Annotated in this window: 13 protein-coding genes; 5 read left to right on the top strand and 8 right to left on the bottom strand. The window is 74.6% G+C overall.

Annotated elements, in window-relative coordinates; all coding sequences use genetic code 11:
* The first annotated feature begins 30 nt into the window (after positions 1-30).
* Positions 31-2,133, top strand: coding sequence for a protein kinase domain-containing protein (locus tag AC07DU_RS15710; RefSeq protein ID WP_479111804.1), 2,103 nt, complete (start codon positions 31-33; stop codon positions 2,131-2,133).
* Between the two features lie 10 nt (positions 2,134-2,143).
* Here the strand turns inward: AC07DU_RS15710 and AC07DU_RS15705 are convergent, their stop codons facing one another.
* Together AC07DU_RS15705 and AC07DU_RS15700 are read right to left on the bottom strand one after the other, a co-directional pair.
* Complete coding sequence (locus AC07DU_RS15705) at positions 2,144-2,650, bottom strand: ribonuclease FAU-1 family protein (RefSeq protein WP_360887817.1); 507 nt, start codon at positions 2,648-2,650, stop codon at positions 2,144-2,146.
* Complete coding sequence (locus AC07DU_RS15700) at positions 2,647-3,588, bottom strand: GNAT family N-acetyltransferase (protein WP_360887814.1); 942 nt, start codon at positions 3,586-3,588, stop codon at positions 2,647-2,649. Before AC07DU_RS15700 ends, AC07DU_RS15705 begins: the two co-directional genes overlap by 4 nt.
* Positions 3,589-3,640: 52 nt before the next feature.
* On the opposite strand from AC07DU_RS15700, the gene AC07DU_RS15695 reads away from it, so the two are divergent.
* Complete coding sequence (locus AC07DU_RS15695) at positions 3,641-4,045, top strand: GntR family transcriptional regulator (protein WP_453288062.1); 405 nt, start codon at positions 3,641-3,643, stop codon at positions 4,043-4,045.
* Positions 4,046-4,164: 119 nt separating this feature from the next.
* Here the strand turns inward: AC07DU_RS15695 and AC07DU_RS15690 are convergent, their stop codons facing one another.
* Positions 4,165-5,298, bottom strand: coding sequence for a DUF5925 domain-containing protein (locus AC07DU_RS15690; RefSeq protein ID WP_479031757.1), 1,134 nt, complete (start codon positions 5,296-5,298; stop codon positions 4,165-4,167).
* Positions 5,299-5,476: 178 nt separating this feature from the next.
* Here AC07DU_RS15690 and AC07DU_RS15685 point away from each other — a divergent pair, with 178 nt between their 5' ends.
* Complete coding sequence (locus AC07DU_RS15685; protein ID WP_479111801.1) at positions 5,477-6,289, top strand: SGNH/GDSL hydrolase family protein; 813 nt, start codon at positions 5,477-5,479, stop codon at positions 6,287-6,289.
* Here AC07DU_RS15685 and AC07DU_RS15680 read toward each other — a convergent pair.
* Positions 6,259-7,959, bottom strand: a complete 1,701-nt coding sequence (locus AC07DU_RS15680; RefSeq protein ID WP_479111799.1) for a serine/threonine-protein kinase — start codon at positions 7,957-7,959, stop codon at positions 6,259-6,261. The two genes, AC07DU_RS15685 and AC07DU_RS15680, sit on opposite strands and share 31 nt — an antisense overlap.
* Positions 7,960-8,237: 278 nt before the next feature.
* On the opposite strand from AC07DU_RS15680, the gene AC07DU_RS15675 reads away from it, so the two are divergent.
* Positions 8,238-8,507 (top strand): hypothetical protein, encoded by a 270-nt coding sequence (locus tag AC07DU_RS15675; protein ID WP_076046471.1) that lies wholly within the window; start codon positions 8,238-8,240, stop codon positions 8,505-8,507.
* Positions 8,508-8,555: 48 nt separating this feature from the next.
* Here the strand turns inward: AC07DU_RS15675 and AC07DU_RS15670 are convergent, their stop codons facing one another.
* The 3 genes from AC07DU_RS15670 to AC07DU_RS15660 all read right to left on the bottom strand — a co-directional run bounded on the left by AC07DU_RS15670 (position 8,556) and on the right by AC07DU_RS15660 (position 11,632).
* On the bottom strand, positions 8,556-9,752 hold the full coding sequence (locus AC07DU_RS15670) for a CaiB/BaiF CoA transferase family protein (RefSeq protein WP_479031748.1): 1,197 nt from the start codon (positions 9,750-9,752) through the stop codon (positions 8,556-8,558).
* An 87-nt stretch (positions 9,753-9,839) separates the two neighbouring features.
* Positions 9,840-10,628, bottom strand: a complete 789-nt coding sequence (locus tag AC07DU_RS15665; RefSeq protein ID WP_479031745.1) for an ABC transporter permease — start codon at positions 10,626-10,628, stop codon at positions 9,840-9,842.
* Positions 10,625-11,632, bottom strand: coding sequence for an ATP-binding cassette domain-containing protein (locus AC07DU_RS15660; RefSeq protein ID WP_479111797.1), 1,008 nt, complete (start codon positions 11,630-11,632; stop codon positions 10,625-10,627). The genes AC07DU_RS15665 and AC07DU_RS15660 overlap by 4 nt, the downstream gene beginning before the upstream one ends.
* 73 nt (positions 11,633-11,705) lie before the next feature.
* Here AC07DU_RS15660 and AC07DU_RS15655 point away from each other — a divergent pair, with 73 nt between their 5' ends.
* On the top strand, positions 11,706-12,491 hold the full coding sequence (locus AC07DU_RS15655) for a TetR/AcrR family transcriptional regulator (RefSeq protein ID WP_479111795.1): 786 nt from the start codon (positions 11,706-11,708) through the stop codon (positions 12,489-12,491).
* Between the two features lie 55 nt (positions 12,492-12,546).
* Here the strand turns inward: AC07DU_RS15655 and AC07DU_RS15650 are convergent, their stop codons facing one another.
* Positions 12,547-13,668: a type ISP restriction/modification enzyme gene (locus tag AC07DU_RS15650; RefSeq protein ID WP_479031908.1), complete on the bottom strand. Its 1,122-nt coding sequence runs from the start codon at positions 13,666-13,668 to the stop codon at positions 12,547-12,549.
* Positions 13,669-13,716 lie beyond the last annotated feature (48 nt).

Here is a 13,716-nt window from a genome sequence, read left to right as displayed (position 1 = left end):
CGACTGAGCCCACAGAAAGCCGCACACGCAATGAAGCCCCTGGAATCCGGAGACCCGATCCGACTGGGTCCGTACCGCATCCTCGCCGTGCTCGGCGAAGGAGGCATGGGCAAGGTCTACGTCGGCCAGGACGGCGAGGGGCACGCCGCCGCCGTGAAGGTGCTGCACCCCCACCTGACGCACGACCAGAACCTCACGGGGCGGTTCGTCCGCGAGGCCCAGATGGCCAGGGCGGTCACCGGCGGGTCCGTGGCCCGCGTCCTGGACGCCCGGACGGAGGGCGGGCGCCCGTGGATCGCCACCGAGTTCCTGACCGGACCGACCCTCGCCGACGCCGTCCGCTCCCACGGACCGTTCGACGAGGCGACGGTACGGGCCCTGGCGGCGGCGCTCGCCCGCGCGCTGCGCGAGATCCACGCCGCCGGCCTCGTCCACCGGGACCTGAAGCCCGCGAACATCGTGCTCACCGCGACCGGCCCGCGCGTCATCGACTTCGGCATCGCCCGCCCCGAACACGGCCTCACCCTCACCGCCACCGGCCAGGTCCCGGTCACCCCCGGCTACGGCGCGCCCGAGCAGGTCCTCGGGCAGCGCGTCGGTCCGCCGGCCGACGTCTTCTCCCTCGGCGCGGTCCTGGTGTACGCGGCGAGCGGGCAGCACGCGTACGAGGGCGCACACGTAGCCGCCGTGCAGTACGAGGTCGTCCACGGCACGCCGCGCCTGGACCGGGTACCGCCCGTGCTCCAGCCGCTGATCGGACCGTGCCTGGCCAAGGACCCGGCGGCGCGGCCGCTGCCGGACCAGATCATCGGGGCCTTCGCCCCGCCCCGCGGCGCCGAACGCCTCTGGCGCAGGGGGCCGATCGCGCAGGACATCACGACCCGTGAGCAGAGCCTCCACCAGCTGACCACGCTGCCGGGCGGGGTCACGGACGCCCGGCGCCCCCTCTCACGTCGCGGCCTGCTGACCGGCCTCGCGGTCGGCGGAGCCGTGCTCGCGGCCGGCGGCGGCGCCGCCTGGTGGATCGGCAAGGGCGAGCGTCGCGGGCCCTTCGACATCCCGGCGGCCGCACCGGTCCCGCAGGCGCGCGTCCTGGACGCGAAGAAGGGCGACTACGTCCTCGGCAAGGCCCCCGAGCCGCTGTGGAGCGTCGCCTCGGCGCTCTCGGACGAAACGCCCGCGCCCCTCCCCGTACGGGACGTCCTCATCGTCGGAGCGGCGAAGGGCGGCATCGCCGCGCACAGCGTCGTCGACGGCAGCCTGCGGTGGTCGGCGCCGCAGGCGGTGGCCGCCCACCGCTACCTGTCCCTCTCCGACCGGCTCGTGGCGGCCACCGACCGCGAGGGCACCCTCGTGACCTTCGTCGCCTCGACCGGGGAGCCCAAGTGGACGGCTGCCGCCGAGGCCGCCTCGCTCCTGGCCGCGGACGACGAGGCCGTCTACGTGATCACCAAGGACGGGCGGGTGCGCGGCATCGGCCGGTCCGACGCCAAGGTCCGCTGGACCGTCGCCGTGGACGCGGACCTCGGTACGAAGGCCGCGTCGCGCGGCCTGGCGGCCGAGGGCCGACTCGTCATCGCGGCGGCGGACGGGACCGTCGTCGCCCTCGACACGGCCGACGGCCGCACGGCGTGGGACCACCGCAAGCTGTCCGACGGCGAACGGGCCAAGCTCGCCCTGTCGGCGCGCACGCTGTGCGTGACCGGGAAGAACCTCGCCGCCTTCGACCTCCTCGACGGCAAGGAACTCTGGTCGGCCGAGAACCGCGAAGAGCCGAGCGCCGCCACGGTCTTCTGGGGACCGCCGACCATCCACGGCGACCACGTGTACGCGACGGCCGGGAAGTTCCCCCTCCGCGTCGACCTGCGCACCGGCAAGGGAACGGACTGGGCCTACACGGGGCTCCTCGAATGCGACCCGCCCAGCCCCCTCGTCGTGCAGGGCAACGGCTTCTGGTCGGTCGCCGTCAACAAGACCCAGGGCGGCGTCAACGTCATCGACCTCTCCTCCGAGAACCGGCCGCCGTGGGTGTTCCCCCTCATCAAGAACCCCGACCGCTACTGGCTCACGGCCGACGCGAACCGCGTGTTCCTCCTCGACGGCACGTCACTGGTCGCCCTGCCCGTGTTCTGACGCGCCACCGCTACGCGAGGAGCGCGCCCAGACCGGCCGGCGTCCGGGCCTGGTCGTCCAGGGCGTCGAGGGCCCGTACGGCCCGGGCGGCCGCCTCCGGGTCGCTCGTCGCGAGGCCGCTCGCGGCGAACTCGTCCTCGTCCAGGCGCAGTACGAGAGTCCCGTCCGCCGAGACCCACAGGTCGAGGTCCAGGTCCTCCACGTGGATCTCCCCGCTGCGCACCAGCGCCGGGCGGGTGACGTCGCAGTACCAGCCCTTGAGGACGCCGTCGCCCGTCCACACCTCCTTGACCGCGTACCAGCGCGTCCGCCAGAAGTGCTCGACGAACACGTCGCCCGGCTCGAACCGCACGAAACCGAAGTCCCGGACGCCGTCGGCCGCCCAGGGGGCGCGCACCGAGATCCGGTCGCCGTCGTCGGCGACCTGCGTGGCCGGATAGCGGATCTTGGTCCGGCCGGCCTTGGTCAGGACGACGGTCAGCCGGGCGGTCGGTTGGTCGGTCGGTCGGCCGGTCACCTGGTCTCCAGCTTCCTCGTGTAACGCGTCTCGGTCGCGCAGATCTCGTATCCGAACCACTCGTTGACGGCGAGCATCGGAGCGTTGCCGGCGTCGTTGCCGGTGAAGGCCTCGGTGTACCCGGCAGCGCGGGCCCGGTGCAGCGACGCGTTCTTGGCGAGCTTGGCCAGACCCCGCCCCCGGAAGGCGCGCAGGGTGCCGGTCATCGCCGTGGCGTAGCGGGTCGCTCCGTCGGTCTGGGCGGCGGTGAAGGCGGCCACCGAGCCGTCGACGAGGACGACGGTGGTCAGCTCCTTGTCGAGCACCGGGCTGTTCCAGGTGTGCGCGAGCCAGTCCTCGTAGTCGTCGAACTCGACGGCCACGTCCCCCGGTTCGTCGGACGTCGTCTCCGCGTCGGCTTCGAAGAGCGGACGGGGGTCGGCGGCGAAGGCGGAGGCGGGGCGCAGCTCGACCCCGGCCGGGAGGACTTCGGCGAGCGGGGGCAGGGCGGCCGTCGCCAGGTCCAGGCGCAGGAAGTGCGCGGACCGGCTGGGGCGGTAGCCGCGGCGCTCGGCGAAGGCGCGGTGGGCGGGCTCGTCGAGGACCCAGGCGTACGTGTCGACCGCGCCCCGGGCGGCGAGGTGCGCCTCGGCGGCGCGGAGCAGGAGGGTGCCGGCGCCGAGGCCGCGGTGGGCCGGATCGACGTAGACGTTGACGTACGACTGGCCGGGCTGCGGGCTGTCGTGGGCGATGCCGACCTGGGCGGTGCCGATGACGGCACCTGCGCCGGTCTCGGCGACGAGCAGGCGGTAGTGCTTCGCGGGGTGGGCGCCGGCGAGCTCGAAGGCCACGCCCTCGGCCGTGGTGATCATGAAGGGCAGGGCTGCGCGCCGTACCCGGACGACGGACTCCGCGTCCGAGGGGTCGTCCGGCCGGAGATCGCGGATCGATACGGTCATGCGGCAGACGCTACGGGCGCGCTGGCGCCCGGCGCCTCCCAATTAAGGGGCCATGGGGGAGAATCACCCCGTGACCTCGACGAACCTGAAGATCACCCTCGACACCGCGGCCGGCTCGGCCGCCCCGTACGAACAGCTGCGCGCGCAGATCGCGGACCGGGCCCGGTCGGGAAGGCTGCCGGCGGGCTACAAACTGCCGACGGTACGGGGCCTGGCGCAGGAGCTGGGGCTGGCCGCCAACACCGTGGCGAAGGCGTACCGGGCCCTGGAGGCCGACGGGGTGATCGAGACGCGGGGCCGGAACGGGACGTTCGTCGCCGCGGCGGGGGACTCGGCGTCGCGCGAGGCGGCCTCCGCCGCGCAGGCCTACGCGGAGCGGGTGCACCGCCTCGGCCTGACCCAGGCCGAGGCGATGGCCGCGGCCGGCGACGCCGTCCGGGCCCGGTACGCCCAGTAACCCCGCCACACTCCAGCACCGCCGGCGTATGAGGCGCGGGGTCCGGGCGCGCCCGGGCGGCCAGGCCCGGACCCGCCGCCGACACCGGGCCGCCGAAGCCCCCTGTCCGCCGCCGGAGGCTAGAGGTACAGCCCCGCCTCCGAACTGTGCGGCTGCGGCGGGAGGATCGCCGCCGGGCCCGTGCCGCGCCGCAGGGCGAAGAGCTCGGCCAGGCTCGCCCCCTCGCGGGACACGCCCTCGTCCGTGCCCAGCCACTCCACGGCCTCCGGGTGGGTCAGCCGGCCGACCTCGATGCGGGCCAGGCAGCGCCCCGGCCGGACCACCGCCGGGTGGAGCCGCTCCAGGTCCTCGTTCGTCGTCACGCCGACCAGGACGTTGCGGCCCTGCCCCAGCAGCCCGTCCGTCAGGTTGAGCAGGCGGGACAGCGCCTGCCCGGCGGTGTGGCGGGCCTCGCCGCGGATCAGCTCGTCGCAGTCCTCCAGCAGCAGGAGCCGCCAACGACCCCTCGACGTGCCCTCGTCCTCGCCGATCGCGATGTCCATCAGGTAGCCCACGTCGTTGAACAGCCGCTCCGGGTCCAGGACGCAGTCCACCTGGCACCAGTCCCGCCACGACCGGGCCAGCGTCCGCAGCGCCGAGGTCTTGCCCGTGCCCGGCGGACCGTGCAGCAGGAGCAGCCGGCCCGCGATGTCGTCCGGCGTCAGCTTCATCAGCCGGTCCATGGCCCCGGCCACCGGAGCGGTGTAGTTGGGCCGCACCTCCGCCCAGGTGCCGGCCGCGATCTGGCGGGTCGTCCGGTACGGCCCGCGGCGCGGGGAGACGTACCAGAAGCCCATCGTGACGTTCTCGGGCTGCGGTTCGGGCTCGTCCTGCGCCCCCTCCGTGGCGGTGGCGAGCACCGACTGCGCGAGTTCGTCGCTGACCGCGGTCACCGTGACGTCCGCGCCACGGCTCCAGCGGGAGACGAGCATGGTCCAGCCCTCGCCCTCGGCGAGGGTGGCGCTGCGGTCGCTGTCGCGCGCCGAGCGCAACACGGCGGCCCCGGGCGGCAGAAGGGTCGCCTCCGCCTTGACCCGCTCGATGGACACGCTGTGCGAGTACGGCTGCTCACCGGAGGCGAAACGGCCGAGAAACAGCGCGTCCACGACATCCGACGGTGAATCGCTGTCGTCGACATTGAGCCGGATCGGCAGCGCGTCATGCGGGTTGGCTGGCATGGCGCCCATGATCCGGCACGCGGTGCCCGCGTGCACCCGTGTTTCGCCGGATCGGGTGCCCGGGTCACCTCTTCAAACGCATGCGGGAGTGAAGATTCGGGCCACAACTCTTCCCCGAACATTCTTGGCATGAACACTTCCAGCCAAGCCCGGCTGCTTGTACCACGGACTCAGGAGTAACTCCCGAGTAACCCCCACAAGGAGCCGCACCCCCATGAGCAAGAGAATGCCGCGCTTCGCCGCCTTGACGTCCTCCCTGTTACTCGCCGCGGGCGCCGCCCTGTTCGGCGCCGGCCAGGCGTCCGCCGCCGCCCAGGCCGACTTCGGCTACGTCGCCCTCGGCGACTCGTACTCCTCCGGCCTCGGCGCCGGCGGTTACGACACCGCGAGCGGCGACTGCAAGCGCACCGCCCGCGCCTACCCGGCCCTGTGGGCCGCCGCCCACTCCCCGCAGACCTTCTCCTTCACCGCCTGCTCGGGCGCCCGTACGGGTGACGTCCTCGCCAACCAGCTCGCCCCCCTCAACTCCGGCACCGACCTGGTCAGCATCACCGTGGGCGGCAACGACGCCGGGTTCTCCGACGTGATGACGACCTGTGTGCTCCAGTCCGAATCCTCCTGCATCAGCCGCGTGAACCAGGCCAAGGCCTACGTGGACTCCACCCTCCCCGGCCAGCTCGACCAGGTCTACAACGCCATCGACAGCCGGGCGCCGGCCGCCCACGTCGTCGTCATCGGCTATCCCCGCTTCTACAAGCTGGCCGGCACCTGCACGGCCGGGCTGACCGAGGGCGAGCGCTCCGCCATCAACGGCGCGGCCGACCACCTCAACGCCGCCATCGCCAAGCGCGCCGCCGACCACGGCTTCACCTACGCCTCGGTCGTCGGCGCCTTCACGGGCCACGAGATCTGCTCCGGCAGCGCGTGGCTGCACAGCCTCAACTGGCTGAACGTCCCGGAGTCGTACCACCCGACCGCCGCCGGACACTCCGGCGGTTACCTGCCGGTCCTCACGAACGCCGCCTGATCCGCCTCAACCGCTTGATCCTCGTTGGTCGGCGCCGGGCTCGGAGACGGGCTCGGCGCCGGCGACGGGCTCGCGCCGGAGGGGGAGGCCCCGCCGGTCGGGGTCGCCCTCTCGCACGTCACGGAGGTGGGCACCCACTGGGTGGCCACCTCCGCCGGTCCCCGCACCTCCAGCCGGACCGCGTCCTCGAAGGTCGCGTCCGGTACGTACGTGAGCTCCGTGTGCTCCAGCCGCCGGCTCCTCGGCCCGCCCTCCTCGTAGGTGACGGACTGCCAGCCGGGACCGGTGGTCCGCCCGCTCCTCGTGGCCCAGCGGTACTCCAGCGACACGGGAGTGCGCTCCACCTCGACGATCGCGGTGAAAGCGGGCGCCCGTTCGGCGGGCGGCGGGCAGCTTCCGGTGTAGGAGGTGCGCACGGCGTCGACGTACACCGAGACGTACTGCCCCGCGCCGGCCGAGACCGAAGCCGACACGGAGGCCGACGCCGAGGCGGACGCGGGCGCGGAAGGGCTGGTGGTGACGGAGGGCGCGGTGGTCGCCGAGCCCGACGGGGTGCCGCCGTCCCCGCCCCCGTTCCCCCGGTCCTTCAACAGCAGCCACCCCAGCGCGGCCAGCGCGAGCAGCATCAGCACGATCCCCACGGTCAGCACCGTCCCCGCCCGGCTCTCGCGGGCCCCCGGCCCGGGCCCGGGCACCGGCGGTGTGGGCTGCCCGTACCGCGCCGGTTCCGGCTCCTGGGGGCGGCCGTGCGCGAGGACGGTCGGCGCGTCCGGCCCCCTCCCCGCCACCGGCCCGGCCACCACAGTCGGCGCCGACACCGGCCCGCCGGACGCCCGTACGGCCCCGCCCGCGCCCACGATCCGTAGCATCCGGGCCGCCTCGGCAGCGGGCAGCCGCTCGGCCGGATCCTTCCGCAGCAGCCCCTCCAGTACGGGGACCAGCGGCCCGGCCCGGCGCGGCCGGGGCAACTCCTCGTCCACCACGGCGCGCAGGGTGTCCAGCGCGGTGGCCTGCCGGAACGGCGAGACGCCCTCGACGGCGGCGTAGAGCATCACCCCCAGGGACCACAGGTCCGACTCGGGCCCCGGATCGCGCCCCAACGCCCGCTCGGGAGCGAGGAATTCGGGGGAGCCGACCACCTCGCCGGGCATGGTGATCGCCGAGGAGCCCTCCAGGCTCGCGATCCCGAAGTCGCTGAGCACCACCCGGCCGTCGTTGGCGAGCAGCACGTTGCCCGGCTTCACGTCCCGGTGCAGCACCCCCGCGTCGTGAGCGGAGCGCAGCGCCGCCAGTACCTGTTCCCCGATGTGCGCGGCGCGCTGCGGGGTCATCGGCCCCTCGGCCTCCAGTACGTCGGCCAGGGAGAGTCCGTGCACCAGCTCCATGACGATCCAGGGCCGCCCGCCCTCGGAGGCCACGTCGTAGACCGTGACCACCCCGCGATGCGCGATGCGGGCCGCCGCCCACGCCTCCCGCTCCAGCCGCCGGTACATCCGCTGCAGTTCCGCGGGGTCCAGTCCGGCGGGCGCCCGCACCTCCTTGACGGCGACGTCGCGGGCCAGCACCTCGTCCCGGGCCCGCCACACGACGCCCATCCCGCCACGGCCGATCGCTTCCAGCAGCCGGTACCGGCCCGCGATGACACGACCGGAGTTCGATTCCTCACTCACGCGAGCCCCCCGAGTGCTGCTGTGCGCCGATGCGTCATCGCGCGGTCACTCCAAGTTAGCGCAGTGTGCGGCGTGTGGCTCCTGTCGTGACGGGACGCGCGGCGGGGCCCTCCGCAGCGTGACATCCGTGCGGAGAGTGACTGCCGACTCCGCTGAGTAACCGTCAACTCCCCGTAGCCGCAGGGGTAATTCACACCACCGGGATACCCGAGGGCGATCCGGGGACGATAGGGTTAACCTGCCCGGGCCGGGTGCCCTCGTACGGGTGGGGAGAGAACATGGAACAGATAGCAATGCGCAGCAGGCCGCCCCGCGTGCCTGCCATCACCTGCGGCAGCAGTGCGACCAGCTCGCGCCTCGACCGCCATCTCGCCGTGCTGGGCGGACCCGCCGTCCCGCACCGGGAGACCGCCGAGGCGACGCTGCTGATGCGCGAGCTCACCTCCCGCGACCACACGCACCGCCTGCGGAGCAGGAGCGCGCGCGTCTCGCTCTTCGCGCCGCTGCGCCGCCTGCGTCGCACGCTCTTCGGCAGCCGCCGTTCGTAACCTTCCCCGCACCGTAGCCGTCGGCCCCCGGGCCGCGGCTTCCCGGCCCTAAGCGATCACACCGTCCCGGCGCAGTTCCGAGATCTGCGCGCCCGCCATCCCCAGGGCGCGCAGGAGGGAATCGGTGTGCTCACCCAGCGCGGGCACCGCACCCATGTGCGGTGCCGCGCCGCCCGGCAGCCCGATCGGCGGCAGCAGGGCCCGCAGCGGACCGGCCGGTGATCCCACCTCCCGCCAGCGGTCCCGGGCCGCCAGCTGCGGATGCCCGGCCAGTTGGGCGACGGAGTTCAGGCGCGCGCAGGCGATGCCCGCCGCCTCCAGTCGCGCCACCGCCTCGTCGGCGCCCAGCCGGCCCAGTGCCTGCGCCACCACCGCGTCCGTCTTCTCCCGGTTGCGGGTGCGCGCCGTGTTCGTCGCGTAGTCCGGATCCTCGGCCAACTCGGGCCGTTCCAGCACCTGTCCGGCGAGCCGCCGCCACTCGCGGTCGTTCTGCACCGACAGCAGCACGCGGTCCCCGTCGGCCGTCGGATAGGCGTCGTAGGGCGCGATCACCGCGTGCGCGAGGCCGGTGCGCACCGGCTGCTCCCCGCCGTGCATCGTGTGGTGCAGGGGATGCCCCATCCACTCGGCGAGCGCGTCCAGCATGGACACCTCCACCCTGCCCCCGCGGCCGGTCACCCCGCGGCGCAGCAGGGCGGCGAGCACCCCGGAGAAGGCGTACATGGCCGCCGCGATGTCCGCCGCCGGAATGCCCGCCTTCACCGGCTGCTCCGGAGTGCCGGTCACCGAGACCAGCCCCGCCTCGCACTGCACGAGCATGTCGTAGGCCCGCTTGTGGGCGTACGGGCCCTCGGCGCCGTAGCCCGAGACGTCCACGGCGACCAGCCGCGGGTAACGCGCGCACAGCGCGGCCGAGTCGAGTCCGAGCCGGGCGGCGGCTCCCTGCGCGAGGTTCTGCACGAAGACGTCGGCGCCCGCCAGCAGTTGGTGCAGGACCTCCCGGCCGCGCGGGTCCTTCAGGTCGAGCGCGATCGACTCCTTGCCGCGGTTGGCCCAGACGAAGTGGGAGGCGAGGCCGCGCGCGGCGGTGTCGTAGGCGCGCGCGAAGTCGCCGCCGTCGGGGCGCTCGACCTTGATCACCCGGGCGCCGAGGTCGGCGAGCTGGCGGGTGGCGAAGGGGGCCGAGACGGCCTGTTCGACGGCGACGACGGTGATGCCGTCCAGGGGGAGCGGTTCGGTAGCCATGGGCCCCTGCCTACCCGGTCGGGCGGGGTCCTGTCACCCCGCCCGTGACGACGGGCGCCGGCCGCACCCCCCGGCGGGGGCGTTCCCTCAGTCCCGGCCGCGTGCGAACCGGCGCGTGGCCAGCGGCACGAAGACCGCCAGCAGGGCGAGCGACCAGAGCAGCGCCCCGGCCACCGGGTGGGCGACGGGCCACGCCCCGCCCGCCACCGCCTCGCCGCCGGCGTTGCCGCACAGGGCGCGCACCGCCGTGGCGACCGCGCTGATCGGGTTCCACTCGGCGACCGCGCGCAGGCCCCCGGGCAGCCCGGCGGTCGGCAGGTAGGCGCTGGACAGCATCGGCAGGACGAAGGTGGCGCCGCCGAGCTGGCCCGCCGCCTCCTCGCTCCTGCTCAGCAGGCCCAGGTAGGTGCCCGCCCACGCGGTGGCGAAGCGGAACAGCAGCAGCACGCCCCACGCCCCGACCGCGCCCGGGAGTCCGTTCTCGCACCGCCAGCCCATCGCGAGCCCCACCAGCATCAGCGGCACCATCGACAGACCCGTGGTGAGCAGGTCGGCCGCCGTCTGCCCGAGCGGGACGGCGGTGCGGCTCATGGGCAGCGTCCGGAAGCGGTCCGTCACCCCGCGGTGGGCGTCCTGCGCAGCCGTGAACATGCCCGCCATCAGCCCGTTGGCGGCCGTGGCGGCGAGCAGCCCGGGAACCAGGAACTCGCGGTACTCGGCGCCCGGCATGGCCAGCGCGCTGCCGAACACGTAGCCGAAGAACAGCAGCATGGTGATCGGCATGGTCTGCGTGAGGATCAGCAAGGCCGGGGCGTGCCGGGCCTTGTGCAGCTGGCGGACGAGGACGGCTCCGCCGTCGTACAGCAGGGTGCTCATGCGGCGTACTCCTCGTGGTGCCCGGCCTGCCCGGTGTCCCCGGTCCGCCCGGTGTCCCCGGCCCGCCCGGCAGGCTGGGTGAGGCGCAGGAAGACCTCGTCGAGGGTGGGCGGGCGCAGGCTCGCGTCCGTGACGGGGACCCCGGCGGTGTCGAGTTCCCGGATGATCCGGGGCAGCGTGAGCCCGGAGTCGAGGACGCTGACCCCGACCGTCAGCCGCTCCTCGTCGAGCACCGGGCGCCCGCCGGTCAGCTGGTCCAGGACCCCGGCGGCGCCCGCGAGGGCCTCGCGGGCCGTGACGGCGACCTCCGCGTAGGCGCCGATCAGGGCCTTCAGCTCGGCCGGGGTGCCGGTGGCGGCGGCGCGGCCGCGGTCGACGACCACGATGTCGCCGGCGAGCCGGTCGGCCTCCTCCAGGTACTGGGTGGTGAGCAGGACGGTGGTGCCCTCGTCGGCCAGCGCCCGTACCGCCGTCCAGATCTGCTCGCGCGCCGCGGGATCCAGGCCGGTGGTGGGCTCGTCGAGGAACAGCACCCGGGGCCGGGTGATCAGCCCCGCCGCCAGGTCCAGGCGCCGCTTCATCCCGCCGGACCAGGTGCCGGCCACCCGGTCGGCGGCCTCGCCGAGGCCGAAGCGCTCCAGCAGCCCGTCGGCGCGGGCCCGGCCCGCGGAGCCGCGCAGTCCGGCGAGCCGGGCGAACAGCCTGAGGTTCTCGCGGCCCGTCAGCTCCCCGTCGACGGAGGCGTACTGGCCGGTGACCCCGATGGCGCGGCGGACGGCGCCGGGGTCGCGGGTGATGTCGTGGCCGGCGACGAGGGCGCGGCCGCCGGTGGGAGCGGTGAGGGTGGTGAGGATCCGGACGGCGGTGGTCTTGCCCGCGCCGTTGGGGCCGAGGAGGCCGCAGACCGTGCCCTCGGGGACGGCGAGGTCGAGGCCGCGCAGGGCGTGGACCTCCCCGTAGTTCTTCTCCAGACCCTCACTAAGTACAGCGTACGTAGTGGTCATGCGTGGGACCTTACCGCATTACGTACGGTGTACGTAACTAAGATGGGGGCGAGACGACGAGGTGATCTGAGCGATGACAGCCGGCGGTCGACCCGCTGAACCCGAAGTGATCTGGTCCCGCCCCCAGCGGACCGGGCGCGGACCCAGGCCCGCGCACAGCCGCGAGTCGATCGCCGCCGAGGCGGTGCGGGTCGCCGACGCCCTGGGGATCGAGGCCGTCTCCATGCGCCGGGTGGCGTCCGGGATCGGCGCCGGGACGATGTCCCTCTACAACTACGTGCCGCGCAAGGAGGACCTGTACGAGCTGATGGTCGACGCCGTCAGCGGGGAGTACGACTTCGCCCGGCCGAGCGGCGACTGGCGGGCCGACATGCTGGCACTGGCACGCCAGACGCGCGCGCTGATGCACCGCCACCCCTGGCTGCCGGGCCTGCTGAGCCCCCTCTACGGCTTCAGCCCCAACGCCCTGCGCTACCTGGAGCACAGTCTGGACTGCCTGACGCCGCTGGAGGTCCCGGACGCCGAGAAGCTGGAACTCGTGGCCGCCGTCAACGGCACCGTCGCGACCTATGTGACGGGCGAGCTCGCGCTGGCCGAGCGCGCCCGGTCGCTGCCCTGGAGCGAGGAGCAGGAGCAGGCCGTACGGACGGCCTGGCTCGGCTCCTGCCTGGCCACCGGGCAGTACCCGCGGCTGGCGGCGGCCCTCACGGGCGGCGGCCCGGTCCCGGGCGCCGGGCTGGACATGGCCGCGGTGTTCGACCGCACGCTGACGCGGCTGCTGGGGGCGTGGGATCCGGGGGCGGGCGCCGGCGCGGGGTCGGATCCGGCTTCGGGACCGGCTTCGGACCCGACCTCCTAGGTCCTGTCGTCAAAGTGGGGCCAGGCGGGACTTTGACGACAGGGCCTAGCGCCGCTCAGAGCAGGGCGAACTGCCCGCCCGGCCCCTCCTCCTGGTGGTCCAGCACCGAGGCCGGGCGCCGGGCCCGGGCCGGTGGCGGCAGCACCCCGGCCGCGCGCAGCTCCCCGGCAGCCAGGCCCGGGCCGGGCTCGAACGCGGCCCGCTCCGGGGCCAGATCGGCCAGCAGGGCCAGGGTGGTCACCAGGGCGAGCAGTTCCGAGGTCCAGCTCTGCGGCCACTCGGCGGGACCCAGCGCCTCCAGCCCGTCGGCGTCAGGGCCGCGGTGCGCGGTGCGCGCGGCGAACCAGGCCTCCAGCACCCGTACGCCCTGCGCCTCGTACTCCCAGGCCCCCTGCGGCACGGGCGACACCGTCCCGCTCCCGAGGCGCAGGGTCTCGCTGTCCGCGTCGTACGCGAGCCCGTCCGGCCAGGCCCCGACCGTCGAGCGGACGTACGGGCGGCGCCCGCCGGGCAGCCGCGGCGGCTCACCGCGGGCCCCGCGCAGCTGGACGGCGAGCAGCCGGTGCCCGAGCCGCAGCCCGGCCCGCCAGCGCTCGGGGTCGGCCGCGAGCGGGACCTCGTACCCGCGCGGCCCCGGGCGGCCGGCCGCGAGGATCCAGCACAGGAGCTCCTCGGGGGTGGCCCAGCCGCCGTAGCGCTCGCCCAGCAGGTCCAGCAGACCGGGGGCGAGATTCGGCTCCGCGCCGCCGGGGCGCCGGTGCAGCGGCCTGATTCGGCCGAGCCGGCCGGCCGGGAGGTGGGCGGTGACCAGCAGCTCCGGGGTCTCGACGGTGAACAGCTGGTGCTCGTCGCGGACCCGCCAGAGCTCCGGGCGGGCCGTGTCGATGAGCCGCTGGTCCGGCAGGAGCCACTGCTCGTCGAAGGGCTCGCGGAGCACCCGCACGGGCTCGGGGCAGGGCCCGGGCGCGTCGGCGAAACGGGCCGTGGACGCCGAGCGCTGGCCCGGCAGCGCGGCCGCCCCGGCGGCGGGCGTGCGCCTACGGCTGGGGCGGAACAGGCGTTCCCGCTCGGCTCCTTCGGAGCCGGTCAGAGCGGCCCAGCGGGCGCGCAGGGCGGCCGGATCGGGCGCGGCCACCCAGTCCCGGCCCAGGCGCAGGCCGCCCACGGACCAGGGCATCAGATCGTCCAGCAGCGGTACGTCGTCGCTCACGCCGCCGATGGTAGC

Source organism: Streptomyces sp. NPDC045695 (assembly GCF_056432025.1).
This window is presented reverse-complemented; position numbering and strand designations above follow the sequence as displayed.

What these genes read in the sequence shown, in the direction of transcription:
- AC07DU_RS15710 (WP_479111804.1), top strand. Translation starts at nt 31, where the DNA reads ATGAAGCCCCTGGAATCCGGAGACCCGATCCGACTGGGTCCGTACCGC.
- AC07DU_RS15700 (WP_360887814.1), bottom strand. Translation starts at nt 3,588, where the DNA reads ATGACCGTATCGATCCGCGATCTCCGGCCGGACGACCCCTCGGACGCG.
- AC07DU_RS15695 (WP_453288062.1), top strand. Translation starts at nt 3,641, where the DNA reads ATGGGGGAGAATCACCCCGTGACCTCGACGAACCTGAAGATCACCCTC.
- AC07DU_RS15685 (WP_479111801.1), top strand. Translation starts at nt 5,477, where the DNA reads ATGAGCAAGAGAATGCCGCGCTTCGCCGCCTTGACGTCCTCCCTGTTA.
- AC07DU_RS15675 (WP_076046471.1), top strand. Translation starts at nt 8,238, where the DNA reads ATGGAACAGATAGCAATGCGCAGCAGGCCGCCCCGCGTGCCTGCCATC.
- AC07DU_RS15670 (WP_479031748.1), bottom strand. Translation starts at nt 9,752, where the DNA reads ATGGCTACCGAACCGCTCCCCCTGGACGGCATCACCGTCGTCGCCGTC.
- AC07DU_RS15665 (WP_479031745.1), bottom strand. Translation starts at nt 10,628, where the DNA reads ATGAGCACCCTGCTGTACGACGGCGGAGCCGTCCTCGTCCGCCAGCTG.
- AC07DU_RS15660 (WP_479111797.1), bottom strand. Translation starts at nt 11,632, where the DNA reads ATGACCACTACGTACGCTGTACTTAGTGAGGGTCTGGAGAAGAACTAC.
- AC07DU_RS15655 (WP_479111795.1), top strand. Translation starts at nt 11,706, where the DNA reads ATGACAGCCGGCGGTCGACCCGCTGAACCCGAAGTGATCTGGTCCCGC.
- AC07DU_RS15650 (WP_479031908.1), bottom strand. Translation starts at nt 13,668, where the DNA reads ATGCCCTGGTCCGTGGGCGGCCTGCGCCTGGGCCGGGACTGGGTGGCC.